19 protein-coding genes are annotated in these 26891 nt (G+C 63.7%); 6 read left to right on the top strand and 13 right to left on the bottom strand.

Features of this window, described 5'->3' with window-relative positions:
* Nucleotides 1-711: 711 nt before the first annotated feature.
* Nucleotides 712-1659 (bottom strand): aminoglycoside phosphotransferase family protein, encoded by a 948-nt coding sequence (locus LVJ94_07970; protein ID WXB07171.1) that lies wholly within the window; start codon nucleotides 1657-1659, stop codon nucleotides 712-714.
* 81 nt (nucleotides 1660-1740) lie between these two features.
* Between LVJ94_07970 and LVJ94_07965 the strand changes: the two genes are divergently transcribed.
* On the top strand, nucleotides 1741-2376 hold the full coding sequence (locus LVJ94_07965; GenBank protein ID WXB07170.1) for a LysE family translocator: 636 nt from the start codon (nucleotides 1741-1743) through the stop codon (nucleotides 2374-2376).
* A 5-nt stretch (nucleotides 2377-2381) separates the two neighbouring features.
* Here LVJ94_07965 and LVJ94_07960 read toward each other — a convergent pair whose 3' ends face one another.
* The 8 genes from LVJ94_07960 to LVJ94_07925 all read right to left on the bottom strand — a co-directional run bounded on the left by LVJ94_07960 (nucleotide 2382) and on the right by LVJ94_07925 (nucleotide 14089).
* Nucleotides 2382-3746, bottom strand: a complete 1365-nt coding sequence (locus LVJ94_07960) for a hypothetical protein (GenBank protein ID WXB07169.1) — start codon at nucleotides 3744-3746, stop codon at nucleotides 2382-2384.
* Between the two features lie 185 nt (nucleotides 3747-3931).
* Nucleotides 3932-6091, bottom strand: a complete 2160-nt coding sequence (locus tag LVJ94_07955; protein ID WXB07168.1) for an acylase — start codon at nucleotides 6089-6091, stop codon at nucleotides 3932-3934.
* 253 nt (nucleotides 6092-6344) lie between these two features.
* Entirely contained in the window at nucleotides 6345-6524 is a 180-nt protein-coding gene (locus LVJ94_07950; protein ID WXB07167.1) for a hypothetical protein, read from the bottom strand.
* A gap of 63 nt (nucleotides 6525-6587) precedes the next feature.
* On the bottom strand, nucleotides 6588-6755 hold the full coding sequence (locus LVJ94_07945) for a hypothetical protein (protein ID WXB07166.1): 168 nt from the start codon (nucleotides 6753-6755) through the stop codon (nucleotides 6588-6590).
* A 2105-nt stretch (nucleotides 6756-8860) separates the two neighbouring features.
* Complete coding sequence (locus LVJ94_07940; protein ID WXB07165.1) at nucleotides 8861-10465, bottom strand: hypothetical protein; 1605 nt, start codon at nucleotides 10463-10465, stop codon at nucleotides 8861-8863.
* Between the two features lie 127 nt (nucleotides 10466-10592).
* Nucleotides 10593-11315: a translation initiation factor IF-3 gene (gene infC, locus LVJ94_07935; GenBank protein WXB07164.1), complete on the bottom strand. Its 723-nt coding sequence runs from the start codon at nucleotides 11313-11315 to the stop codon at nucleotides 10593-10595.
* A 237-nt stretch (nucleotides 11316-11552) separates the two neighbouring features.
* Nucleotides 11553-13502, bottom strand: coding sequence for a threonine--tRNA ligase (thrS, locus tag LVJ94_07930; protein WXB07163.1), 1950 nt, complete (start codon nucleotides 13500-13502; stop codon nucleotides 11553-11555).
* 32 nt (nucleotides 13503-13534) lie between these two features.
* A complete protein-coding gene (locus LVJ94_07925) occupies nucleotides 13535-14089 on the bottom strand; it encodes a Uma2 family endonuclease (GenBank protein WXB07162.1) in 555 nt (184 codons plus the stop codon).
* A 45-nt stretch (nucleotides 14090-14134) separates the two neighbouring features.
* On the opposite strand from LVJ94_07925, the gene LVJ94_07920 reads away from it, so the two are divergent.
* Nucleotides 14135-14788: a 2-hydroxychromene-2-carboxylate isomerase gene (locus LVJ94_07920; GenBank protein WXB07161.1), complete on the top strand. Its 654-nt coding sequence runs from the start codon at nucleotides 14135-14137 to the stop codon at nucleotides 14786-14788.
* A gap of 135 nt (nucleotides 14789-14923) precedes the next feature.
* On the opposite strand, the gene LVJ94_07915 is transcribed toward LVJ94_07920, so the two are convergent.
* Nucleotides 14924-16564, bottom strand: coding sequence for an isovaleryl-CoA dehydrogenase (locus tag LVJ94_07915; protein WXB07160.1), 1641 nt, complete (start codon nucleotides 16562-16564; stop codon nucleotides 14924-14926).
* A gap of 78 nt (nucleotides 16565-16642) precedes the next feature.
* Between LVJ94_07915 and LVJ94_07910 the strand changes: the two genes are divergently transcribed.
* From LVJ94_07910 to LVJ94_07900, 3 genes are read left to right on the top strand one after another with little or no spacing between them, the layout of a single operon-like run.
* Nucleotides 16643-17767 (top strand): efflux RND transporter periplasmic adaptor subunit, encoded by a 1125-nt coding sequence (locus tag LVJ94_07910; protein ID WXB07159.1) that lies wholly within the window; start codon nucleotides 16643-16645, stop codon nucleotides 17765-17767.
* Nucleotides 17764-20835 (top strand): CusA/CzcA family heavy metal efflux RND transporter, encoded by a 3072-nt coding sequence (locus LVJ94_07905; GenBank protein ID WXB07158.1) that lies wholly within the window; start codon nucleotides 17764-17766, stop codon nucleotides 20833-20835. The genes LVJ94_07910 and LVJ94_07905 overlap by 4 nt, the downstream gene beginning before the upstream one ends.
* Nucleotides 20832-22115 carry a TolC family protein gene (locus LVJ94_07900; protein ID WXB07157.1) on the top strand — a complete coding sequence of 428 codons (1284 nt, stop codon included), beginning with the start codon at nucleotides 20832-20834 and terminating at the stop codon, nucleotides 22113-22115. Before LVJ94_07905 ends, LVJ94_07900 begins: the two co-directional genes overlap by 4 nt.
* Here LVJ94_07900 and LVJ94_07895 read toward each other — a convergent pair whose 3' ends face one another.
* On the bottom strand, nucleotides 22116-23117 hold the full coding sequence (locus LVJ94_07895) for a hypothetical protein (GenBank protein WXB07156.1): 1002 nt from the start codon (nucleotides 23115-23117) through the stop codon (nucleotides 22116-22118).
* Nucleotides 23118-23678: 561 nt separating this feature from the next.
* Here LVJ94_07895 and LVJ94_07890 point away from each other — a divergent pair.
* Complete coding sequence (locus LVJ94_07890) at nucleotides 23679-24491, top strand: hypothetical protein (GenBank protein ID WXB07155.1); 813 nt, start codon at nucleotides 23679-23681, stop codon at nucleotides 24489-24491.
* A 99-nt stretch (nucleotides 24492-24590) separates the two neighbouring features.
* Here the strand turns inward: LVJ94_07890 and LVJ94_07885 are convergent, their stop codons facing one another.
* Both LVJ94_07885 and LVJ94_07880 read right to left on the bottom strand, forming a co-directional pair.
* Nucleotides 24591-25799 (bottom strand): hypothetical protein, encoded by a 1209-nt coding sequence (locus LVJ94_07885; protein WXB07154.1) that lies wholly within the window; start codon nucleotides 25797-25799, stop codon nucleotides 24591-24593.
* A gap of 79 nt (nucleotides 25800-25878) precedes the next feature.
* Nucleotides 25879-26883, bottom strand: a complete 1005-nt coding sequence (locus tag LVJ94_07880) for an aldo/keto reductase (GenBank protein WXB07153.1) — start codon at nucleotides 26881-26883, stop codon at nucleotides 25879-25881.
* Nucleotides 26884-26891 lie beyond the last annotated feature (8 nt).

Below are 26891 nucleotides of genomic sequence, written 5' to 3'. Positions count from 1 at the left end.
TGGCGGAGAGTAGGAGTCCGTCGAGTCCGACAGAACGCTTCCCTGGGATACGCGCTGCGTAAATAAGGTATCGAAGCGGGTTCCATCGTCGAAATCGCGGCAAAATGTCGCGGGCTCAAGAGACCGACAGCCGCGGGGCAAGGGGCCTCCCGAAGCTTCGGGATTCGATAAGGCATCAGCGCCGGCATCCGCCCCGTCCTGTGCGGGACTCCGCACATCGTTACGGGATGCATCGCAGTCCGTACAACCGGATGTCCCTAACTGGTCTGGATCATAAAGAAAGCCGCACGCTGTGACGGTGGCGGTGACCGCAACCATGCCGGCGAACACCATTCGACGGGCCCGACGTCTCCCCATGGGCCATAAGCATTGCTCCCTTGGGAGCTCCCTGTAAAGCCCAGAAGTCCGAAAGCCGGGGATTGTATTGTACTAGGGATACCACCATTGCCAACGAGCGATTCTGAACGAGATTTGAACGTCTCTCGAAGTCTCCGGACTCTTGGCCGCCAATACGTTGACCGACATGACCGCATAGGCTGTTGGCCAATGCGCTCCGCGGGGTTCTCATGGCCTTCGTCGAAGCATCCCGTCATACGATTCGAAGAGGGTTCGCCGTTGGGCGACGGCCATGATGGCGCAAGCCCGGCAATCGCTCGGTCGCCCCTCGGACCCGGGGTTGCACGGCTGGGGTACATGCAGAGCGTCCGTCGATCACGGCATGAGGGCGGTGGCCACCGTCGCGGCGGTGGCGTGCCCCTCGTCGTCGCCGTCCTCCAAGGCATCGAGTGAGGAGAGCACCGTCTGTGCGAGCGCCCACGCTTCCACGCGCGCGCGGTCGAGGCCCGCCTCTTCGGAGAGCTGGGCCATCCGGCGGCGGAGGATGCGCGGCAGATCCGGCCAATCGGCAATGTCCGGCATGGGATTGCCCAAAAGGGCCACGGTGTCGAAAGCGCGCTCGCCGAGAAGGCCCTTTGGATCGATGGCCATCCACGAGCCCTCGCCCGCAGCGAGAATGTTGCCATGGTGCAGATCGCCGTGGAGGAGCTCGGGCGGGCCCGCCGAGGCGAGAAGCTCGCGGTAAAGCTGCTCGGCGCGGTCGACGAGTGCGCTGGGCAATTGACCGAATCCGTGGCCGTGCCGCGCGCGCTCGAAGCCTTCGAACCATTGCGCCACGGTGGCGAATGGACTCGTGTCGGCAGGGGCCTCGCGCCACAGCGTGCGCATCACGTGCGCGGCCCACGAGGTCGCGCGCGCGTCGTCGACCTCCGCCGCGCTGGTGACGCGGGTGAGCGCCGTTCCGGGGAGCAACTGCTCGAGCAACATGGCACCGTATTCGGGTTTCCAATCGAGGAGCCGAACGATGCCGCGCCCATCGAAGGCCGCCAGCGCGGCAGCCTCGGACCCGAGTTCGCGATTCGGGTAACCGATTTTGAGAACCGCGCGCTGGCCGCCGGCGAGAATCGCGGGGGCCGCGTAATTGTAACTAAGCGGCGAGAAGCAAGGCCTCAATTGGAGATGCCATTCCTCGACGCACGACGCGATGATCGCGGGCAGCCGTTCGAGCCACGCGCGAACCTGTTCGCCGCGTCCGAGATTGAGGGGAACGAGGTCCGGCGGAACGCCGTAGGGCATGCCTTGGCGCATAGCAGACTTCGTCATGGGAAGTGCGCGATCCCGCGAAAGAACGCAGGATTTTCGCATTGCTCCGCGGCGAATCTCAGTGCAGAAAACCATGCAACGATGCTGACCCTCGCCCAATTCACCGGCTTCCTGGCCGCTGCACTCCTCATCACCCTATCACCGGGCCCAGACAACCTGATGGTCTTGAGCCTCGGAGCCTCGCAGGGCCGGCGCCACGGGATGATGTTCGGCTTCGGGTGCGCATTGGGCTGCCTTAGTCACACGCTGCTGGCCGTTCTCGGCGTGAGCGCACTCATCGCAGCATCCCCCATCGCCTTCACCGCGCTGAAAATGGCCGGCGGGCTCTACTTGGTGTGGCTCGGCGTGCACGCCATCCGCAGCCGCGGCGCAAGCCTGCCCACCGAGGGCACGGCGCCCAAGGGCGAGGCCGCCTCCTTGGGCACCGTGTTCCGCCGCGGTCTCGTGGCCAATGCGATCAACCCCAAAGTCGTATTGTTCTTTTTGAGCTTCCTGCCTCAATTCGTCGACCCGTCCCGCGGCCACGTGAGCCTGCAGACCGGCCTCCTCGGGATCGCCTTCGCCATGCAGGCGGCCATCCTTTTCGGTACGCTTGGCTATTTCGCCGGCGCCATCGGCACGCAACTCCGCCGCCGCCCCACGACGGCCATGTGGCTCGATCGTGTGGCGGGGTCCATCTTCATCGCATTGGGCATCAAGCTGGCCGTGTCGCGGTAGTCACGTCACGGTTCGACGATGAACGAGTGGTACGACATCGTATACGAGTCCCCGTACCGAAGCGGAAATCCGTGTTTGGTGCTCTCGAGCGAGAACAGGTCGTCCAATTTCTCGACGGGGTAAAACGTCTCGACGAACATCCAATGCGTGCCCGGTGAGCGATCCACACCAAGGAACTGCAGATCGCGCGACGACAGGGTCGTCTGTTGCGTATAGATGACCATACTGTCCGAGGATTCCGAGTCCACGAAGATCTGGGTCAGCGACCGTTCGCTGCCAAATGTTTGCCACGACCAATCCGCCGTGGCCGAGATGCGTGCACCTCGGGCCGGGCGGATGAAGAGCGGAGGCCTTACCACGGCAAGCTGAACGTTCGCCGTCGTCAGGGGCAAGCCACCGCGTCGCACCCTCGTGCGTTCGAAGCCCACGTCGGGGCCCCAATCCGGATTCTCGTAGTTTGCAAACGTATCGAGCGTGGCACCGACGATGTTGGGGACGCCCATCGTCACCGTGGCCGACGATTGCGCAAGCGGTACGATGCTCACCGCGGCGTCGGAACCTTGGGATAGGTCGTCGGGATACACGAGGTTTGCCCCCACCGTGCGGCTCCAGTTATCCGGAATATCCTGCAGATTCGTCGATACCGTCAGTTGCCCCGCGTTCTCGACGGGAAGCGGTTGCCAATCGCGCGAGGCCGCGTTGACTCCGTCGATGAACGACATGGGCAGTCGATCGTACCAGTAGCGGGTGTAATTGGTATTGGAGACCAGCAGCCTCGCATCGCCCTTCACCTCCGCCCACGGACCATTCCATCGGTGCAGCACGAGCGCGGGATAGGTCGAAGCTGGGGCCGCGGAGGGGACGTCGATGTCGACCGCGCCGCGGTTCGGATCGGGCGTCCTGGTACGAATGTACGTGGGGCAAACGTTCGTCCCGCATGCCGGTAGAAGCACATTGAAAGGCTGCGTCATACCGCGCTTCGGTTCCAGAGGGGGCGGCGTCTGTTTGGTGGGTTCTTCCGCGGCTCGGTAGACCGGAAGCCGGACGTTGGCCTGCCCCAATCCCATGAATGCGCTGCGCCCCACTTTGGTGATGGCCAGCACGTCATACGGCGGGCGCACGTACTTCGCCACGAACGTCCCATCGGCGCCCGTCCTTTCCGTGAAATAGCCGCCGGACGCGTCACGAAGGACGAATTCCGCGTTGGCCACGGCAACCCCGCGCTCATCGGCCGTCATCAGCGTGACAGTCATCCCGTCCGGAGGTTGCACGATGCCGCCTCCCCCACCATCGCGCCCCAGCGGCTCCCTTTGCGAGTCCGCGCTCGAGGGCCCACACGCAAAGCCAATGGCCCCGAACACGAGGCTCATCGTCAACGCAACGACTGCGCGTCCCGGCGCAGTAAGTCGATCACCACCCATGCGCAGACGGTAGTCATCGATCGACCCGTGTCCAAGCCCGAAAATATTCACACGCTTGCCGTCGAAAGAGCGAAACCGTGCCCTCACGCCGGCCGATGGCTCGCCATGCCCCCCGTCACGCCGTGAAGCCGGAGTCACTCGCCGGGATGGTATTGCCGCTCGATGTGGCCTTCGAGATCGGGCCGATAGAAATAGACGTCACGCAGCTGACCCGCGCTGTAGCGGCTCGACTGGTCGCTGAAATGCGGTGACGTGGGATGGCCGCTTTGCCCGCCGACGGTAATGGCTTTCGCCCGAACCCGGTCGCCGAACTCCACGACGGCGAGGAAACTGTTGCCGCTCGTGCCGTACAACTTTTTCGTCTCCTTGGCGGCGCGTGCGCCGAACGAGGCCAGCGAGCCCCACCGTGCCGAGGTGAATGCCACGGGCGTGCTCGGGGCTTTGTCGTCGAAGGGCTGGACGATGTCCCCGGTGAGGCGCTGCAGACGGTTGATGTCGCCCCAGGGCATTTTCCATGTCCCGAAATCAGCCGTGAGCTTGTCGACCGCGGCGGCCAAGGCGTCGAGCCGTTGCCGGGCCGATGCCTTCGTCTCGATGTACTCGTAAATGAGAACGCCGGCTTTGGCGGCCTCCTCGGTGACGCGCAGCCACAGGTCCTCGCCCCAGTAGACGGCCACCGAGGTGGGGACCGAATCGAGCGACCAACGTCGGTCCCACGTGCGCAAGCTCGCGATCGGCTCTGCCAACTTCGCCTTGAGCGGATCGGCATCGGGCAAGGCTTCGTAGGCCGCGAACAACGTGGGAAGAAGGAGCTCGAATTCCGGAAGGACGCTGTCGAAGGCCGCGGACATCAACGAATCGGGGGTAAAATCCTTTTTGTCCTTCAGCACGCGAACGGCGTGGATGCCGCGGGGATTTTCGACATTTCGGTCCACGTAACTCGGATAATTCTCTCGCACCGGGCTGTTCGATCCCGCCGAGGAATATGGCCAATTGTTGGTATTCTGGATCCAACCATTGGGCGGATTCAGCACGTTCGGCGCCTCGTCGACGTCATGAATTCCCTGCCACTCGGTGGCAGGATTGCTACCGTCGACCGGCTTGCTCCAGTCGAATGCCGGGTTACGCCGCGGAATGAAGTTGGCGTGGAAGTAAGCGATGTTGCCTTCGGCATCGGCGAACACGGTATTGTTCGACGAATTGGTGTGGAGGTTCATCGTCTCCTTGAAGGCCGCGTAGTTTTTCGCTTTGGTCCGGCTGTACGACTGCATCAGGGCCTTCATGGGTTCTTGCATCAAGCGGACACTCACCCATTTGCCATCGGCCTCGCGAACGATGGGGCCATGATGGGTCGCGTAGACGGTAAACTCCTTTTGCGCCACCCCGTTCGGGGTTTTGTAGGGCACGGCGATCTTCGTCGCGACGAGCGGGCGCTCCTCCGCACCGTAGCGATAATAGGGTTTACCGTCTTTGCTCACCACGGTTTCGAGGTATTCGTCGATGCAATCGACGCCGCTCGAGGTGTGCATCCACCCCGCGCGATCGTTGAAGCCCTGGTAGATGAAGAACTGGCCCCAGGTGAGTGCGCCATAGGCATTCAAGCCTTCCTCGCTCACGGCTTGCGCTTCCGCGCGGAAGAAGAACGACGTATGGGGGTTGATCCATAGCAATGCGTGCCCCGACGCACTGTTGGACGGCGCAATGGCAAAGCCATTGGAGCCGGTGGGCTCGGGGGCCGGGGCAACGGCGTTTGGGATGGTCGGCTTCTTCCCGTAAAAAGCTTCGAGTTGCGCAAGGGAGATGCGTTCGATGTCGCCACCGATGCTTCCTTCGCTGAACGTCAGCGCCATCCACGGTTCGAAGCGCCGGATGACCCTCGGCGTCACCTCGGGGTGCCGATGGAGGTAGTAGTTCAAGCCGGCCGCGTAGGCGTCCATCAAGGCCTTCAACCACGGCGGGCTCGCGCGGTATTGTGCTTTGATGTTCTCGGGGTCGATGAAAAGCTTCATGCGCAGGTCGCGGTATACTTCGGCCTCGCCTTCGGCCTCCGCCAGACCGCCCATGGCATTGAGGTAATTCGTCTCGATGCGATTGAAGTCGTCTTCGGCTTGGGCATACATCAAGCCAAAGACGGTATCGGCATCGCTCTTTCCATAGACGTGCGGGATGCCCCACTCGTCACGCACGATGGTGACGTTCCGCGCTTGGCGCTCCCAGGTGGTGGTCTCATCGTCCTCGCCGCTCGGGGCACACCACACACAGAGGGCACCGATGAGGAGAACGAGCCGTTTCATGGCCCGCAGCATAACGCCCGCGGACTGCGGCGCCAATCATGAAGGCGCGGCCACGTTGTGCGATCGGCATCGCCCTTTTAGCGACGGAGGCGGGCAACTTGTGCGCGGTCCGGGCCGATGGATGGGCAATGCATGAAGGATGTGCGAGGAGGGTTTCGATGCGTCGAATCGGTGTTGTCTTGGCAGTAAGCTTGTTCATCGCGTGTGGCGGTTCCAGCTCCGACCCGGAGGCGGGTGGCGGCGACAAACCTGGTCAGGTCATCGAGGGGTGCCCAAGCGCACCGCCCGCCGAAGCCGAGTCGGGCATCAGCGACAAGTGCGGCCTCTTCGTGTCCTCCAGCAAGGGGACGCCGAGCGGCGACGGCTCGAGGATAATGCCCTTCGCATCGCTGCAGAAAGCCATCGACGCCGCCAAGGTAAGTGGCAAACGCATTTACGCCTGCGCGCAGTCCTACCGTGAGCAGCTCACCCTCGCCGACAACGTCGAGCTCTTCGGCTATTTCGATTGCAGCGGCTTCGACTGGAAACCGAGCACCGCCAAAGCCGTCATCGACGGCCCCACGAGCCCCACGGTGAAAGCCACCGGGGTCCACCACGCGCGCATCGATGGCTTCGAGATTCGCTCCCCGGACGCGACGACACCGTCGGGAAGCTCGATTGCCATGGTGGCGATTTCGTCACCGGGGGTGAGGATTTACAATTCGAAGATTCACGCTGGAGCTGGAGCAAAGGGGGCTGACGGGATCGAGGGTCTACAGCTTGTGCCTGATGCGGGTCTGAATGGCAGTCCGCCGTTGTTCGAAGTGAGGTGCAGAGACGGCGAGTGCAGCGCAAATCGGATTAGCCCACGTGGAGGACATATAGGTTTCTGCAGCGGAAAACCAGAATACCCAATTCAGCCGGGCGGATGGGGAGGGATTGGAGGCATTTACACGGCAGACAGCTCTGGGCGATGGAATGAGAATGCTCCTCCGGAACCAGGGGCGCCCCAGGGACCAGTGGCGCAGTACGATGTCGCTCTTGGCGCAGGTGTGAACGGGAGTCCGCCGCCGGCGATTGCACGCCCAGGCGCGCCCGGCGCTGACGGGAGAAGCGGTGAGGGCACAGGAGGCTTCAGCGAGACAGGTGAATACGTTCCAAGCAATGGTTTAAAGGGAACAGATGGTCGGCCTGGACAGGGCGGTGGTGGTGGCGGTGCTCATGCACCGTTTCGTCAGGCGGGAGAGCAGAATGAGCAATTGGTAACATCGACGGGCGGAGGTGGCGGTGCGGGCGGTTGCCCTGGCGTTGCAGGCACCCCGGGTGCTGGTGGTGGTGCAAGCGTGGCATTGGTCGCAGTGCAGAGTCCGATACAAATATTCGCATCGAGTATCGAAACCGCGGGCGGAGGTGGCGGCGGAAAAGGAACCAATGGCAGCGTCCCTACACCTGGCGGAGAGCCCGGCGGTCTGCCGAACTACCCCTCGTTGAGTGGAGCTCACGGCGGCGCCGGTGGGCGCGCGGGAGTGAGCGGAAGCGGTGGTGGAGGTCCGTCAATCGGGATTACCTTCAAGGCCGGAGCACCAATTCTGACGAATACCGAGATTAAACCCGGTCCCGGAGGTAGCAGCGTTCCGGAACTACGGGCCGATGGGCGTGGAACCGTTCCCCCATCGGATTCCGGGCTTTCGATGGCGACAAGAGAACTTTGATCGCGAGCCGGACGCGCATAGCCACGCGTCCGGCTACACTCTTCTGAAGTTACTGCGCTGCTTTGCGCTCGCGGCAGACGTATTTCGTCTTTGCATCCGAAGGCGGCTGACCACCATTCTTCAGGGTGCAATCTTTATCGCTGGAACAGCCGACATTAACGCATTTTTTATCGATACACGAATTGAAGTCGTACGAATTCGGCTCGTCGCATTCGAGATCCGTCTGGCACGGCTTTGAACATGTTCCATCGGGATTGCACGTTGCCTCGACGTCCCGTAGATATGCAACGCACTCGCGATCGGATTTGCAACCAGAGTTGACGCATTTGCCGGATTGGCAACGGTCGAAGTTGCTGCAGTCCGAGTCGAGAGTGCATGGCGCCTTGCATTCGCCGTTTACGCACGTCCTACCATCGCTGCAGTGAGTGTCCTCGACACACGCCACACACTGCCCACCGGAACAATGATTTCTGCCCGAAATCGGACATTCCGTATCGACAGCACACACGGTCCGAACGCACTTATCGTTGACGCATTCCGACTTATCGCAAGTACAGTACTTGGCGTGGTATCCGCAAAACGGCTCACCGGCCGGTCCGCCATCACCGCAGTATCGCTGCAGCGTCTCGCATGTGTAGCCTACCTCTTGAACCAGGTCGGTGGGCTTCGGGCAGCAGTCGCTCTTTTGTGAGCATTGCGTTGTGTCGCAAAACTTTGCCGTCGGCGCGAGCTTGAACACGCTCGTAACACAAACACCCGCCGAGCCTGAAGACGAAGTTGGACGGCACGCGAGGCCGTCGGCGCAATCGTTCGAGCTCTGACAGGCTTCGTTCTTCTGAGAGAGGCGACGCGGCGCAGTTTTGTTGTCGTCGTCGCTGCTGCAGCCGGCGATGGCGGCGGCGGTGGTGAATAGGCCCAGGAAGCCAAGTGTTGCCCCCAAAGCCAGGACAGTCGTTCTTTTCATGGCCGCGCAGACTACGGCCGTGCCGAGCGCGGGTACAAGAGTCCGGCGCCAAAATTTCGCAACGTCGATGGAAGCCAATCGCGCCATTGGCGCGATTGGCTTTGTAAATCATGGTTATCGCGTTGGTTTCTCGGATTTGGCGCCAACGGCGGCGGTCTTGTCGATCTTCGTAGTCGGTTTGTCCTCGAGGGCTTGCCGCGACGTCGCGACAATTGCGGATGTCGCGCCGACTCCCGGTTTGCGGAGTGTTGACAATGCGGTGGCATTGACCGCGGTGCCGTCGCATTGGACGGATGTGACGACGCCCGAGTCGCCGCGGGAGAAATCCCATTTGCGGCCGGACAATGTGAAACCCGTCACTCCGAGTCCGCTCGGGCCGAGGCGTACGGCGGTGGCGAAGGTCGTTTCCGTCGTGCCCGTCGCCATATCGTATTTGCCGACGGGAATCGATGCCCCCACCGACGAGGGCGCGTTGGGGGAGGCGGCGACCAAGACGGCGACGGCGTCGGCCAGGATGGCGGAGCTGTCGGGGGCTCCCGACAAGAATCGCGAGGAGACGGAATCGACGGTGCGCTGGGCGTCGATCAACAGGAGTTGCGCGGCGGACGTCAGGGCCAATTCGGGTGAAGGCTCGGTGACGTGCCCAATGAGCTTATTGGCGTCGCCGCGAAGCTGGCGGACGTCGCGTTCCGTTTGCGTGCGCAACTCGGCGCGGTTCGACAATGCGCGGCGTACGGCCACGTTGGCCAGTTCCCATGCGAAATCGGCGATGGCGCCATCGACGGGGCCTGCTTCCACGTCGGCTCCGAAGAGCTCGACCTTCTTCGCTTCGAGGGGCGTCTTCACCGCCAACACCGAGCCGCGTGCGCGAAGGCCAGGGTTCGCGTCGCCGAAGTAAATCGCGTTGGCGTCGGTGCGAGCGCCGGGCAGGCGGCTCCAGAGACGGCGGACCGACTCGATGTGGCCGTCGCTGGACTTGCCCGCGTCGAGCACCAGTACGCCCGACTCCGTGAAGAAGGAGCGGCGTGCGCCGGTCAATGCGAGGCGATCGGCGACGTCGATGCGGTACGTGGGGCCGTCGTTGACGAAATCGGCGAGGGCAAGCTGCACTTGTGCGCGCACCTTGGAGACGGTCGCCGAGACGGGGACGCCGATGCGAAGCAGCTTGGGATGCTTGTCGATGTGGCCCGCGATGGCGCGGACGCAGTCATCGTAGGTGGTGAGCGCGATGCCCGAGAGCGGGTCGGCGCCGAGACCACGCCGCTGGCCGGGGGTTGCCAGATCGGACGAGAGAAACGCGTAGATCCCTTGGAGCTCCGCGGCTGCACGCGGGTGCTTGTCGAGATCCTCCGCGGAAAGCGTGTAGAGTGCATCTGCACGCGCGAGCACCGCGCGGGTGGCGGCCAAGGCGAGGACCGAGCGCGAGGCGCGTGAGGCTCCGCCAAAGACGAGCTCGTGAAGGAAGGACGCGCGCGTGTCGTTGAAGACTTGCGCTGTGAGTGCATCGGAAAGGGCGGCAGCCGACTCATCGAGGCTGAGATCGGGGCGCGCGACCAGCGCACGCAACCGCGGAGCGTTCGCCAACTGGGCGGACGTGACGAACTGACGAACTTGCGACGTCTCACCGAGGGTGAGTGACGCTTGGACGTCGCTCGCCGAAGCGAGCAACGTCCCCACCATCGCGAACGTGAAGAAGCTACGTCGGAGGGATTTTTTCATGATGACACGAGCTTAGCTCGGCCATGGCCGACACGTCCGTATGTTCGTGTCAAAAAATCAACAACGACGTTGTAGTCGAGCCTCTTCCGAAGTCACCACTCGTCATCCGGTCGATGACGATGTGACCTCAGTTCGCCGCCGCCTCGTCATCATCGTCATCGTCGTCGTCATCATCATCGTCATCGATGTCGTCGACGTTGAGGATCGAGGGATCCGACGGAAGAGCGCGGCCTTCTTTCTCAGCCTGTTGGCGAGCTTTTTCGGCGGCGATCTTCGCCTGCGCGACCTTCTGCATCACGGCGGGCTTCGGTGCGAGGAGCACCGTCATGGTGCGTGCTTCCATCATCGCGCGCGTTTCGACGTTGGCCACGTCGTCGGTCGCTTGGATGACGATGGTGAGCTGCTCTTGCGCCTTCTCCGGGTGCGTGATCTCGCGGCCGCGGAAGCGCACGGTCACCTTCACTTTGTGACCGGCCTCGATGAAGCGACGCGCAGCCTTCACCTTGAAGGCGATGTCGTGATCGTCGGTCTTCGGACGAAGCTTGATCTCTTTGATTTCGACCACGGTCTGCTTGCGCTTGGCCTCGGCCGTCTTCTTCTTCTCCTCGTATTTGTATTTACCAAAATCGAGGATCTTGCAGACCGGCGGCTCGGCCTTGGGGTTGACCTCGACGAGATCGAGCCCCTGCTCTTGCGCCATTCTCAACGCTTCGTGGGTTTGCAGCACACCGAGCATCCCGCCGTCGGCGCCGATGACTCGGACTTCCGGGACTCGAATGCGGTGATTGACGCGAATCTGAAAACCGCGCTGCTGCTGGCGCGGATCAAAGCGAGGGCGACCCATCGGCATTGGCTGACCGTAACCTCCTAGTTGCTTTCTTTTCGTGAGCGGGGCCGTTCATCGCGGCCGGAAAAACAATCGAGACAAATCCCATACGGGAAAACCACATCGGGCGAAAGTGGGGCGGATGATAGCTGTGGGCGCGCAGGTGCCGTCAACAGGCAACCGCAGGGCCTGCCTTTGACGCACGCCTCCGTCGGAGGCGTGCGGACCGCGACCTTCGCCCCGAACCGTGCGGGGCGGAGGCTAAGGCCGGCTCTCACGCAGGACCATTTCAGCAAATTCGTCGAAAGAAATGGCACCGAGCTCGCCGCGGTCGCGGGAGCGAACGCCCAAAGTGCCGGTTTCTGCCTCTTTCTGACCCACCACACACAGGTAGGGGTAGCGGGCGAGGCGGGCGTTGCGGATCTTGGCGCCGAGCTTGTCTGCGCTGTGGTCGATGTCGGCGCGAATGCCGCGTGCGACCAGCTTTTCTCGGCTTTCCAGGGCGTAGGAATCCACTTTGTCCGTGACGGTAAGCACGATGGCTTGCTTCGGCGAGAGCCAGGTCGGGAAATTTCCGGCGCAGTGCTCCAGGTAGATGGCGAAAAAGCGCTCGAGCGAGCCAAAAATCGCGCGATGGAGCATGACCGGGCGGTGCTCTTTGCCGTCCGCGCCGATGTAACTCAGGTCGAAACGCTCGGGCAGGTTGGGATCGTACTGGAAGGTGCCGAGCTGCCAGCTGCGCTTGAGGGCATCCTGCACGTGGAACTCGAGCTTCGGCCCGTAGAAGGCCCCCTCCCCTTCGGAGATTTCGTACGCGATGCCCGCGGACTTGAGGCCTTCGGCCAGGGCGGCCTCGGCGCGATCCCAGAGTTCGTCCGAGCCCATACGGCTTTCGGGGCGGGTGGCGAGCTTGACGTCGATCTTCTCGAAGCCGAAGGTGCGGTACACCTGGTAGAAAAAGTCGAGAAACGCCTTGGTTTCGGCGCCGACTTGCTCCTCGGTGCAGAAGATGTGGGCGTCGTCTTGGCAGAAGCTGCGGACGCGCGACAAGCCGTGAAGGACGCCACCGCGTTCGTAACGGTGAAGGCGGCCGAAGTCGGCAACGCGCCAGGGCAGCTCGCGGTAAGAGCGCCTGCGTGCGCCGAAGATGGCGCAGTGGCTCGGGCAGTTCATCGGCTTGAGGCCGAAGGACTGGGAGCGCAGTTTCTCGGCGACGGCGTCGAAGCCCTTGGCCTTCTCTTCCTCGGTCATCTCGTCGAGAAGGTCCTCGGTCCACACGCGGTACATGTTCTCGTTGTAGTGACCGAGGTGACCGCTGGTGCGAAACAGCTTCGGGTCGAAGAGCTGCGGGGTGATGACCTCTTCGTAGCCTTGCTTGACGTAAAGGTCGCGCATGTACTCGAAGAGCTTGTTGTAGACGTAGGCGCCCTTCGGCAGGAAAAACGGCATGGCCGGCGCCGCCGCGTCGAACAAGAAGAGATCGAGCTCCTTGCCGACCTTGCGGTGGTCGCGGGCCTTGGCCTCTTCGATGGCGGTCAGGTGCGCTTTGAGGGCGTCCTGCGAGGGGAACGCGGTGCCGTAGATGCGCTGGAGCATCGGGTTGCGTTCGTCGCCGCGCCAGTAAGCGCCGGCCACGCTGGTGAGCTTCACGGCCTTGAGCAAGCCGGTGCGCGGGACGTGCGGGCCGCTGCAGAAGTCGACCCATTCGGCGCCCGGTTTGCCGTGGCGGTAGAGCGTGAGCTCCTCGTCGACGGGGCGGCGCTCGATGATGTCGACCTTGTAGGTCTCGCCCATTTCGTTGAAGAGGCGGATGGCCGCCTCGCGCGCGATGACCTCACGCCGAAACTCGGTGTCCTCTTTGACGATGCCGCGCATCGTCTCTTCGATCTTCGCGAGGTCTTCCTCGGTGAAGGGGCCGTTGGGCTTGTCGAAGTCGTAGTAGAAGCCATCCTCGATGGACGGGCCGATGGTGACCTTGGTGCCGGGGAAAAGGCGCTGCACGGCGTCCGCCATGACGTGGGCGCTGGAGTGCCGAATGACCTCGAGACCGAGCGGCTCCGTGGAGCGAACGGGGGTGAGCGCCGTCGGATCCGTGGTCTCGATGGGCGTGTGAAGGTCGAACAACTTGCCGCCGAACGTGACGGCAACGATGTCTTTGTCGAGCTTGCCCTGGGAGAGAAGAAGTTGTTTCGGTGTTTGCTTGGCGCTCATCGGGAGGGCGCAGCTTACACCTTGCGCACCCGCTAGAGAATGTCGCTGACGGCGATTTCGACGTCCGGGAAAGCCGCAGGGCGGACGATGCTGCCGGGGCGGTACGGTTGGACGCGAGTATAGGCGCCGGCCACGATTTCCGTGTGCACCTCGACGATGCCGTCGCGGACATTGACGACCCAGTACTCGGGGACGCCGCACTCCGCATAAAGTTGCGCCTTGGTGGTGCGGTCCGTGAGGAGGGAGCTGTCGGCGACTTCGATCAGGAAGAAGGCCTTGTCAGGATGAGCGGTGCGATGGTCATTGCGCGGAACGACGGCGATGTCGGGTTCTGGTTCGGAGCCATCCGAGGCCGCGAAGCCACTTTGCACGCGGACGCTTGCTTCGTGGCGGATGCGCAGGATGAGTCGTTCGGTCAGGATCGCGATCGCAGTCTCGTGCGCGGGCCCTTTCGGGCTCATGCATACGATGGTCCCGTAGAGCAGCTCGACCCGTTCATGGGAGAAGAAGCCAGCTTCGACGAGGAGCTCGTATTCGACGCGGCGGATGCGACGAACGGCGTCGTGCAGGACCGGTGCGCGGGCCACGTCCGAAAGCGTAGCACGATGCCCTTGGGCGCGTAGACTTGCGCGATGATCGAGTTCTGCTTCGACTTTGTCTCGCCGTATGCGTACTTGGCTTGGACGCAGGTGTTGGCGCTCGGAAAGCGCGTGGGACACGAGGTCCGGCCGAAACCGGTGCTTTTTGCCGCGCTCTTGAATGCACACGGGACGAAGGGGCCCGCGGAGGTCCCCGCGAAACGAGAGTACATCCTCAAAGACGTACTGCGGATGGCGAGTCGCGCCGGGCTCACGGTGACCGTGCCGCCCGCGCATCCGTTCAATCCGCTGATTGCGCTGCGGGTGGCGGGGCTTCCGATTCTCTCGGACGAGGAGCGCGTGCGCGTCGTGGATGCGCTGTTCACGGCGCCGTGGGGGCACGGGGAGGCCATCGATACGGCGGATGCCGTCGCCGCCGTGCTAGGCAGGGCGGGCATCGACGCCGCGCCGCTGTTGGTGCAGGCGGCGACCGCGGAGGGCAAGGATCGACTGCGGCGAGACACGGAGGAGGTGCTGGCGCGCGGTGCGTTCGGGGTGCCGACGATGTTCGTGGGGAACGAGATGTTCTTCGGGTTCGACTCGTTCCGTGAACTGGAAGCCTACGCGCGCGGCGAAGACGTGCTCGCAGCGCACCAGGACGTGCTGCGGCAATGGCTAGAGCTCCCCGCTGCGGCAGTTCGCAAGTAACCCCCTCGATCGTCGAACAGAACAGGGAAACCGCCAAGGACGCCAAGATAGTTTGGTGGGCTGAGGAGCCGAGGATCCCCTCGATTCACCAACCCTGTTCTCTTGGCGTTCTTGGCGTCTTGGCGGTTCTCTCTCTCAAATTTTCGGGCGGGCGCGGTCGAGGATGGCCTGGCGGTCGATGCCGGTGGGCAAGGTGCCGAAGGCCATGCCGTGGTCGCCTTGGATGCGGGAGCGGAGGAAGGCGGCGAGGACGGCGGGGTGGCCGTCGCGGATGAGGAGGGAGCCCTGGAGGGCCAGAGCGAGGCGCTCGACGAGGATGCGGCCGCGGGCTTCGACGTCGGTGAGGTCGGTGAGTTCGCGGTCGAGGCGCTCCAAATAGGCGTCGAAATGGCGGTCGCCGCCGCGGGCGAGGGAGAGCTCGTTGCGCAGGGCGATAACGCCCTCGGGCTCTTTGGCCATGGCGCGCAGCACGTCGAGGCACATGACGTTGCCCGAGCCTTCCCAGATCGAGTTGAGCGGCGATTGGCGAAAGAGGCGCGGGAGGATGGACTCTTCCACGAAGCCGGCGCCCCCGTGGCACTCGAGCGCCTCGGCGATGAGCGGAGGGGTGCGCTTGCAGACCCAGTACTTGGCGATGGCGGTGGCGATGCGCGCAAACGCGCGCTGCTCGGCATGGGCCGGTGCGTCGTCGTAGGCGCGGGCGAGGCGCAAAAGCAGCATGGTGGCGGCTTCTTGCTCGACGGCGAGATCGGCCAGGACGCTCTGCATCAGCGGCTGGTCGATCAGGCGCTTGCCAAAGGCGCTGCGGTGGGCGGCGTGATGTGTTGCCTGGGCAACGGCTTGCCGCATGATGGCCGCGGAGCCCATGACGCAGTCGAGGCGCGTGTGGCTCACCATCTCGATGATGGTCTTCACGCCGCGCCCCTCCTCACCGACCATGCGGGCCCAGGCGCCGTGGAACTCCACCTCGCTGGAGGCGTTGGAACGGTCGCCCAGTTTGTCCTTGAGGCGCTGAATGTGGAACGCGTTGCGCGTGCCGTCGGGCCGCCAGCGCGGCAAAAGGAAACAGGAGAGACCGCGCTCGGTGTGCGCGAGCACCAGGAAGGCGTCGCACATGGGCGCGCTGCAAAACCACTTGTGGCCGACGATCTCGTATTCGGCGCCGGGCCCCGAAGCATTCCCCATCGCGCGCGCTCGGGTGGTGTTCGCGCGGACGTCCGAGCCGCCTTGCTTCTCGGTCATGGCCATACCGCAGAGGGCGCCCTTCTTCTGCGACGCCGGGATGCAGCGCGGATCGTACTCGGACGACGTCAGGCGCGGGACCCATTCCTCTGCGAGCTCGGGCTGGGCACGGAGCGCGGGGACGGCGGCGAAGGTCATCGTGATGGGGCACTGATGCCCCTGCTCGGCCTGCGCCATGAGGTAGACCGTCGCCGCCCGGGCGACGTGGGCGCCGGGGCGGGGCTCCTGCCAAGGGAGCGCGTGCAGACCATGCGCGACGGAGGCTTGCATGAGGCGGTGCCACGCGGGGTGGAACTCCACCTCGTCAATGCGGTGACCGTAGCGATCGTGCGTGCGCAGCTCCGGCGAATGGCGGTTCGCCTGCGCCCCCCAGATCATGGCCTCCCCCACGGAGAGCACACCCACGTCACGAATGCGTGACAAGGCCCAATCGGCTTCGTGTCGCGCGATGCCCTCGACGAGTGCGCGGTCTTGCTCGAGCGGATCGTAGCCCTCGAGCGGGGGCGGCTGGTTGAAAACCTCGTGCGTGCTCATCGCGGGGTGGCTCCTTTAATAAGCTGTAATGTACCGGATAAAGTGACCATGCTAGAGGGCCGTCGTACCATGCGGCACGTGCGGTCATCGCCCCTCAAAGTGGCACTGCTCCTATGTGGCGCAAGCGGCGTTCTCTTTTCCGCCTGCAAGCGAAACGAGGCAGCCATCCCCGAGGGCACGGCGCCGGTTCCCACGGTCGAGCATCGCAGTGGCAAGGTCTTCGTGCCGGAAGGCTCCCCGTTGCGGCAACGCATCGAGGTGAAGCCGGCCGAGATGAAGTCGATCGAACGGCATATCGTCGCGCCGTCGGCGGTGGAGGCCGAGCCCACGCGGCTGGCGAAGATTGCGCCCCCACTGGCCGGTCGCATCGTGAAGCTGTTCGTGCGCTTCGGCGATTCGGTGAAGGCGGGCGCTCCGCTTTTCACCATCGACTCGCCCGATTTGGTGGCCGCACAGAGCGACTACCTGAAGGCCAAATCGGCCTCCGCACAAGCCGAACGCGACGTGGCCCGGCAGAAGGACCTGGTCGATCACGGCATCGGTGCGCAAAAGGAGCTCGAGCAGGCGCAGACCGATCGCGAGACCGCGAAGAGCGAACTCGAACGCACCACGATGCGATTGCAACTCTTGGGTGTGGGCCCGGGCAACGTCGGCGGGCCCATGACGGTGCGCTCGCCGATTGCGGGGCGGGTGATCGATCTTTCGACGGCGCCGGGCCAGTTCCAGAACGATCCGGCGAGCATCCTGATGATCGTGGCCGACCTCTCCAATGTGTGGGTCACCGCGAACATCCAGGAGAAGGACATCCGCCGCGTGCACCAAGGCGACGATGCCGTGGCAACGTTTACCGCGTACCCGGGTGAGTCGTTTCCGGGCAAGGTGGCCTTCGTGGGCGATCTCTTGGACGCGGAGACGCGCACCATCAAGGTGCGGATTGCGTTCGACAACCCCGAATCGCGGCTCAAACCGGCGATGTTTGCCACGGTGAGCTTTCACGGCAAGGCGGTGCCGGAGCTGATGGTGCCGGTGGCGAGCGTGGTCATCGCCTCGGACAAGAGCCACGTCTTCTTCGAGACGGGTCCCTGGGAGTTCGAGCGGCGGCCCGTGACGGTGGGTGACCAGGTGGGCGACCAATTCATCGTGGTGAAGGGCCTCGAGGCGGGGCAGCGCATCGTGACCGCGAACGCCGTGCTCCTGCCATGATTCACCGACTCGTCGCGATTTGCCTGCAGAAGCGCTGGCTGATGTTGGCCGTCTTCGGGATGGTGGCCATCTTCGGGTATTACTCGTTCACCACCTTGGCCATCGAGGCCTATCCCGATATTGCGGATACGACGGCGCAGGTCATCACGCAATATCCAGGGCACGCCGCCGAGGAGGTGGAAGAGCAAATCACCGTGCCCATCGAGCGCGAGCTCAATGGTATTCCGGGGCTGCACGTGATGCGCTCGCGGAGCACGTTCGGGCTCTCGCTGATCACATTGGTGTTTCGCGATGGGGTGGAAGACTATTGGGCGCGCACCCGCATTCGGGAGCGTGTATTGGGGGTGGAGCTCCCCGAGGGCGCGTCGCCGACGCTCGATCCACTGACGTCCCCCACGGGCGAGATTTTCCGCTACGTGCTGCACGGCCCCTCGCACTCGCAGCGAGAGCTGAAAGAGCTGCAGCAATGGGTGGTCGTCCCCACGATCAAACAGGTTTTCGGGGTGGCCGACGTCACGAATTTCGGCGGGGAGACGACGCAGTTCCAATTGGCGCTCGACCCCGCACGGCTTGCCCAATACGGACTCGGGCTGAGCAAGGTGGTGGACGCCATCAAGGCGAACAACGCCAACGCCGGCGGCAGTGTTCTCGTGCGCGGGGACCAGGCGGCGGTGGTGCGCGGTATCGGGCTCGTGCGCAATCTGGACGATCTGGGAAACATCGTGGTGAGCGAGAGCCACGGTACCCCCGTGTTCGTGCGCAATGTGGGGACGCTGAAGTTGGGCGCGCTCACCCGCAATGGCATTGCGGGGCGCGACGAAGATGCCGACGTGGTCACCGGCATCGTGCTCCTGCTCCGCGGGGTGAATCCTTCGGTGGCGCTCGATGGCATCCACGAGAAGATGGAAGCCCTGAATCATGGGCTGTTGCCGCCGGACGTGAAGGTCATTCCGTATTTGGACCGGACGGATTTGGTCCATACGACGCTGTCGACCGTCTCGCATACGCTGCTCGAGGGCATGGGGCTCGTGATCATCGTGCTCATGCTGTTCTTGGGCAGCGTGCGCAGTGCGCTCATCGTCGCATTGACGATTCCGCTGTCGCTCTTGATTGCCTTCATTCTGATGGCCACGACGGACATTCCGGCGAACCTTTTGTCGCTGGGGGCCATCGACTTCGGCGTCATCGTGGACGGAGCGGTGGTGGTGCTGGAGAACATGCTCCGCAAGCGCGAGGAGGACGCAACGTCGGTATTGACCCTCGACGATGCGCGCGAGGCGGCGAGCCAGGTGGCGCGGCCGATGTTCTTCGCCACGGTCATCATCGTGACCGCGTACCTGCCGCTGTTTGCATTCCAGCGCGTGGAGAAGAAGCTTTTCACGCCGATGGCGTACACGATTGGCTATGCGCTGGCCGGTGCCGCATTGTGCGCGCTGGCGCTCATTCCAGGTTTGGCCTATGGCGTGTTGCGAAAGCCGCGCAAGGTCTTTCACAATCCCGTATTGACGCGGCTCGGGCATGCGTACGAGCGGTACTTGGGTGTGCTGGTGCGCCGGCCGTGGACGTCGATCGTGCCTGGGATTTGTGCGCTGGGGTTGGGCGTGGTGTTGAGTCTGGTCATCGGGCGGGAGTTTTTGCCGCAATTGGACGAAGGGTCGATTTGGCTCCAGGTCACGCTGCCGCCGGGCATTTCGCTGCAGAAGGCGAGCGACATGGCCAGCGAGATCCGCATGGCCACGAAGGCGTTTCCCGAGGTGACCAGTGTGGTGACGCAACTCGGACGCAACGACGATGGGACGGACTCGTGGACGCCGTCGCACATCGAGGCCTCGGTGGGGTTGCGGCCTTATGCGACCTGGGGACACGGAAAGACGAAGCACGATCTCATCGTGCAGCTCTCGGAGCGCTACGAGAAGATCCCGGGGGTGACCGTGGGGTTCTCGCAGCCAATGATCGACGGTGTGAACGACAAGATCGCCGGCGCGCACAGCGAGCTGGTGATCAAGGTGTTCGGGCGGGACTTCGCCGAGATGCGGCGCATTGCCGAAGGCATCGTGGACGTGCTCAAGGCGACGCCGGGAAGCGCGGACGTGTCGATCGATCAAGAGCCGCCGCTTCCGCAGCTGCAGATCCTGGTGGACCGCGAGGCGGCCGCGCGCGTCGGGGTCAATGTGACCGACATTGCGGATCTCATCGAGATTGGCATCGGGGGACGGCCCGTGGGGCAGATTTTCCAAGGCGAGCGGCGATACGATATCACCGCGCGATTCATCGAGCCGGTGCGGAGCAGCGAAGAGAACATTGGCAATTTGACATTGAACGCACCCAATGGCGCGCGCATACCGCTTTCACAGGTGGCCAGCATCGGCTTCCGCACGGGAGAAAGCACGATCACGCGCGAAGGGAACGGGCGGCACCTCACGGTGAAGCTGAATTTGCGAGGGCGCGATCTGGCGTCGTTCTTGGAGGATGCGCACCAGCGGATCGACCGTGAGGTGAAGTTCGATCGGCAGCTTTACACGGTGAAATGGGGCGGCCAATTCGAGAACCAGCAGCGGGCGCAGGCGCGGCTCGCCATCATTGTGCCGCTGGCGCTGGGTCTCATTTTTCTGCTGCTGTATGGCGCATTCGGGACGCTGCGGCACGCGGCGATGATTCTGGCCAGTGTGCCGCTGGCCCTGGTGGGCGGGATGATTGCGCTGCTGCTGCGCGGGATGACGCTCAACGTGTCCAGCGCGGTGGGCTTCATTGCGCTGTTTGGCGTGGCCGTTCAAAACGGGGTCATCATGGTTTCCAATTTGAATCATATGAAGGAGAGTCTCTCGCTGGGCGAGGCGGTGATTCATGGCGCCAAGGACCGATTGAGGCCCGTGCTGATGACGGCCACGGTGGCCACGTTGGGGCTTTTGCCGGCCGCTCTGGCGCGGGGAATTGGCTCCGACGTGCAGCGGCCCTTGGCCACCGTGGTGGTGGGCGGCTTGGTGACGGCGACGGTGCTGACGTTGTTGGTGCTGCCTGCCCTCTATTACGTGGTGGAGCGGCGCGTGTCCGGGAGAAGCGGGTCATGAAGCGGAGCCTGGGCCTATGCGCCATCGCGGTAGCTCTCTGGGCTGGGCCGGCCGCGGCGGAGCCGGAGGGTGTGAGTCGCTTTACCCTTGCCGGGTACCTGCAGGAGGTCGCCCGAGGGAACCTCGAGCTGGTGGCGCAACGGACCAACGTGACGATTGCCCAAGCGCAGTTGGGCATCGCCAAGATATTTCCCAATCCGCAGCTGACCGGCGGCTTGCTGCAATACGATATTACGAAGAAGGACAATCCGACGGCGACCACGGTGCAGCTCGCGGTGCCGTTGGAGCTGGGTGGGAAACGCAGCTCGCGCATTTCGGTGGCGGAGAGCGGTGTGTCGGTCGCGCAGGCAGACACCGAGGATTTTCTTCGCCTTTTGCGCGCCGCCGCGGCGAATGCGTACATCGCATCGCTGCATGCGCGGCTCGTGCTGGAGCGCAAACGGCGCACGTTGGCGAGCCTGGAGTCGCTGGTGGCGGTCAATACGCAGCGGCTTCGCGTGGGCGACATCGGAGAGGCGCTGCTGGTGCAGTCGCGGGTAGAGACGCAGCAATTCCGCGCGCAGGTCCTTACGGCCGAGGGGGACGTTCGGGCGACAGACCTCGCGCTGGTGGGCTTCATGGGCAACGAAGCCGGGCCGCACATGCGGCACCCGCTCGAACTCGCCGGAGATTTGCGGGCCGCGGCGAATGCCAACTTCGACGTGGAAGGACTGGTCCGCCATGCGATGCAGCACCGGCCGGATCTGCGCTCGGCGAAACGGCGCGTGGCGTTGGCGCGGTCGGTGGTGGACTTGACGCACGCCAACCGCGTGATCGACGTGACCTTGGGCGCGAATTGGCAGCACAACTTCGCGACGTCGGGGACGACCAACCTTCCCTCGTCGGATTGGCTGGGCGGCACGTTGAGCGTTCCCCTGCCCTTTTCGCGCGTCTATCGAGGCGATCTCGATGCAGCCTACGCCGCGGAGAGCCAATCGAATACGATCGCGCGCGCCGCGGAGATTCACGTCGAGGTGGAGGTGCGCCAGTCCGTCGCCCGCTACCAAGCCGCCTCGTCGCGCGTGAAGCTGTACACGCAAGACGTGCTCTCGGACGCCGACAAGGTCCTCGAGAAAACGCTCTACAATTACCAACGCGGCGGGGCCACCCTGGTCGAAGTCCTCGTCGCCCAACGCACCGTCGACGACGTGTACCTCTCCTATTACGACGCCCTCACCGACTCGGCGCACACGTTGGTCGACGTGCAACAGACCGCGGCGTTTTGGGACTTCGGGCTGTAGTCACGTTGGCCGGTATGGCATCTTTTGCTTCTCTTCGTGGTAGCGGTTGCAGATCTCCCAGACGGCGAGGCTGCGCACTGCGAAGATGTTGCCCGCCTTCTCGAATGCGCCGAACGTCGCGGCGTCCCGCGTGGATTCGTGGATCGATTGCCACGATGCAATGCGCGTGGCCTCGCGTTTCGGCGGGTCGAAATCGTTCATCGCTTGCAGGAGCTCGGTCACCTGGGCGTGCTGTGAGCCGGCCATACTGCTAGGGCGAGGCCGATTCATCGCGGCGGCCGAGAAGACGTGCACCGCCGTCGCGCAGCTTTCGAATACCCACTCGTAAACCGGGGAGTGCTCATGCGAGTAGTGCACGAGGGGGGCAGCAATACCTTGCGATGCCAGGGAGGTGTCGAGGAGCAATCCGAAGCAGTCACCGTCGGCTCCCGCGAGAGGGTAGAAGGCAGGGTCGTGTTGAATCTCGCCCACGGAGGCCCAATCATCCGGATACCATTCGAACTGGAACATCCCGAAAGCGTCGCTCATGACCACGTCGAACGGAACGCGGGCGCCGAGGCCCCGGAGCTCGGAGAGCTGCTGCTGCAACCCAGGCCATACCGCCAGCGTGTCGGAAGGACGGCCATACGGCAATAACCGAGCATCCCGCTCGCGCTGGAGTTCGCGCATGCGTGCTTTCTGCTCCGCGACCCACGGTGGCTCGGCGAACGCGAGGCCGAGCTCCGGGTGCTTGGCGCCAAATTGGTACATATCGACCTGGAATGCCGGGTCCGTCCGCCCGCATTCCTCGTACCATGCACGAATGGCTTCCTTGCACGCGGCACGAAGCGAGGCTAGCTCCGGCATCTTCGAGCGATCGGCCATCATGCCGAAGATCTGGGTCGCCTTCCCGCTGAAAAAGGGCAGTGCCCTGAGAAGCTCCGCCGCGCCCGAACGGCCCGAGGTCCGCGTGGGCGAACATTCCGCAATTCGTGCCGCGATCCATTCTTCGATTTTGGTCATCCGCCGTTCTTACGTCGCAATAGCAAAAAAGCTACCGCCGACAAACTACGAGTTTTGGCGATGCACGAAGAACCAGAGCGAATAGGACTGTGATCCGACGCTTCTCATCGGCGATTCATGTACGCGTAGGAAAACATTACCATGTAGATGACGATGTCACCGATGCGTTCGTAAAGACGTATGTAGAACGCACGAAGTTGGAGCCTACGATACTTGGCAAGGTCTTGAACATTTTACGCGGAGCCGCACGACAGTAGATGAAATTTATTGAAGCCTAGTTTGCCAAGCCGCCGCTCGACACTTTTCGATGCAAAATTCGACGATACAATCGGGGTATTTCGGTCGAACAACTGCAAAAGCTGACCATCACAGTGATCGCCGTGCGCGTGAGAGATCAAAACTCTTAGTTTGTCACCGAGGGCGACCAGGTTTGCTGGGTGCAGGACGCTATTGGGAACCAAAATTTCTCGCTCTGTCCCGGCCGGCGGGAGCTAGCACCGAGTGCCCTAATTCCGTGAGGGCAATCGTGTCAAATAGGTCGAATGCGGACATAATCGCCGCATGACGAGCCTCGACCGAGGAACCTCGGTGCCCGCCTGCATGCAGGTACCGGACTGGCTGGTGGGCACCAACGCCGCGGTGACCCGCAGCGTAGCTGCCACCGCCCGCAAGTGGGCCCGCGAGTACTTCCTGTCCGGCCAACTCCCGGAGCTGCAACTGGTGGACCCTGCCGGCTTACCCCTGCTCGTGTTCAGCAGCTCCGATCTCCGCCCCACCCAACGCGCCGCACGGCTGTTCGCCGTCGTCAACTTCCAGATCCGGGCGGACGACGTACTCGGGCCAGGACGGCATCGCGACTTCCTCGACGCGTTCGAGTCCCACACCGGGCAGTCCGCCTGGGGCACCTTCGACAATGTCATGAGCGGGCGCTGGCCATCGACCTTCGACGTTGTCAGACGGCGGCTCGAACAGGTGCAGCCTCAACTCGAAACCTTGGCGTCGACGATGGTCGTGGACGTAGGCTACCAGGCGCGCCCAGCCAGCGTGGTACTGGAGAGCACCCTCAACGAGACACTGACCTACTGGGACGCGGGGGAGGGCAGCCCTCTGCCGGAACGCGTAGCCACCGCACTGAAGCGAATGGACGCGAGCTCGCCAGAGGAGGTACGCGAACGCGTCGTGTCCTGCATCATGACGGCGGCGCAGGCGATCCGCAGGGTCCAGAATCGAGAGTGGTTCACCCCGGACCGCGTCCGCGACTACCTCACCACCTTGGGCACCGACGCGTACGACGCCCTTACGGGCTGCATGGGGAACGAGGTCGCGTCGGAGGTCTACGCCATTGACCGGGGGGTAGCCGACGGCGAGGGGTAGTTCGGCGTCATCACAGGACTACGCGCGAGGCTCGGGGACCGGGCACGACACTCCCGTGCGACGGACCCTTACGAACTTTCGGCGTGAGGTACTAGGCAGTCATTTGGCCAAGCGGAATACACCTGCGCCAGACGTGAAGTAGACGTACCGCCCGTCGACCACGAAGTCTTCGACGGGGTGCGGATAGAGTACGAAGGGGGTGCCGCCAAATCGCGCGGCGACGATGGCGGCCTTTCCCCAATAGAGGCCCTTGGCGTCGACGAGCAACTTGTCGTTTTCGCGCGATCGGGTCAGGAGTGGCGCGGCAACGGTCACGGCGGCTCCGCCGGCGATGGGCATGGCTTTGACCTCGTCGCCGGACGTGAAGTAGACGCGCGTGGCGTCCGCCGCAATCGGACCATTGTTGTCGAGATGTAGGAGCTTGGTGTTCGTATCTTGATTCGGGTCCGCCAGATTCGTCTGCCATATGATGCTGCGCCTGTGGGTGACGAATGCGAATCGGGCCCCAGGATCGATGGCCAACGCACGGCGCATGAAATAATTGCAACCTTCCGATTGAAGCGTCTGCGGCGTTCCGCTCGGCAATGGAATGCGAGAAAGACCACTGCAGAAATTTGCAAAATACAAATATCCGGGACCGATGGCCAGCTCGCCTGGGTCTCCGATCGTTCCTCCGCCGGCGTACACGGCCGTGACGGCACCTCCCCCGACGGGGACGGTCAGAAAACCGTAGCGGGAGTCGTTGATCCAATACAGATTACCATTCGCCACCACCAGAGGCTTCAAAGACCAGGATTCGCCCGGGGCGGCCTTGGCGACGAGACGCGTGGGACCACCGACTTTGGGAACGGCATACATGGCGTCGTACACCCGGCCGGCATCGCTGTCGTTGTGGCTCGAGCGCCAATAGACGTTCGTTGCATCCGCGGCGAGAGCGTACGCGACGCGTGGATCGTCCATGCCCCCCACGGAGAGGCGCTCTGGCTCGCACAGCCCCGCGGCGCAGCTCGCCCCCAGGCAATCGTGCCCACATGCACCGCAGTTCTTGGCGTCTTTCTGCAGATCGGCGCGACACGCATTTCCCGGGACGTTGCCGTCGACGACGCTACCGTCGTTCACGTCGGGCGATGACCCTCCGTCGCCTGGATCGCCGGGGCCTGCGGCGTCACGCTCCACGTCTCCCCCCGCATCGCCGGTCGGGGTGGCCGGCGAGTCGGAGCCGCACGCGGAGATCCACACCGAGGTGCTCACCATGCCCACCGCAAGGAGAAATAGAAGATTCGACCGGCCCCGGCGGAAATTAAGCATGCGCCGATAGACTCGCATCCACCTGCGCGCATTCATGGATCACGCGTTTTGGCCGGAGCGCGCCAGCGTGACGCATCGATTACCGCTTCTCGCTATCCAAGTGCGCCATTTGGGACGCCGCGTAGCGATCGCCGGCGGCGGCGCCTGCGGGGATGGCGCGCTCGATGCTCGCGAGGTCGTCGGGCGTCAATGCAACGTCGAGGGACCGCAGCGCCTCGCTGAGGCGTTCGCGGCGGCGGGCGCCTACGAGAGGGACGATGTCCGGGCCGCGGGAGAGAACCCACGCGATGGCAATGGGGGCTACGGTGGTGCCTTTGGACTCGGCCACCTTGCGCAAGGCTTCCACCAAGGCCAGGTTGCGGTCCAGATTCTCGCCCGAGAAGCGCGGGCTCACGCCGCGGAAGTCGCCTTTGGCCACGGGGCGGTCCTTGGACCAGTGGCCGCTGATCAGCCCTCGCGAGAGGACGCCGTAGGCGGTGATGGCAATGCCCAGTTCGCGCGTGGTCGGCAGAATGGTGCTCTCGATACTGCGAGATAGCAGCGAATACTCGATTTGCAGGTCCGACACCGGATGCGTGGCGTGTGCGCGGCGAATCGTATCGACGCCCGCCTCGGAGAGGCCCACGTGGCGGACGTATCCCGCTTTCACCAAGTCGGCAATCGCGCCCACCGTATCTTCGATGGGCACGGCCGGGTCGACGCGGGCAATGCGGTACACGTCGATGTACTTCGCGTCCAGCCGGCGCAGCGAATACGCGACGAAGTTTTTCACCGCGGCGGGGCGCCCATCGTACCCCAGCCAGCTGCCATCCGGCCCGCGCAGGGCGCCGAACTTCACGCTGATGATCGCTTTGTCACGCAGACTCGGGCGCTCGCGCAGGGCGTCGCGCAGCAAAAGCTCGTTGTCGCCCATTCCGTAGAAATCGCCGGTGTCGAACAAGGTCACGCCCGCATCGAGCGCCGCGTGGATGGTCGCGATGCTCTCGGTGCGATCTGCGGGGCCGTAAAGGTCCGACATGCCCATGCAACCCAAACCGAGCGCCGAGACCTGGGGACCCTTGGAGCCGAGCTTGCGTGTGATCATGGCCGCGA

It is taken from the genome of Sorangiineae bacterium MSr11367 (genome assembly GCA_037157805.1).
GTDB classification, from domain to species: Bacteria; Myxococcota_A; Polyangia; order Polyangiales; family Polyangiaceae; genus Pendulispora; species Pendulispora rubella.
This window is presented reverse-complemented; position numbering and strand designations above follow the sequence as displayed.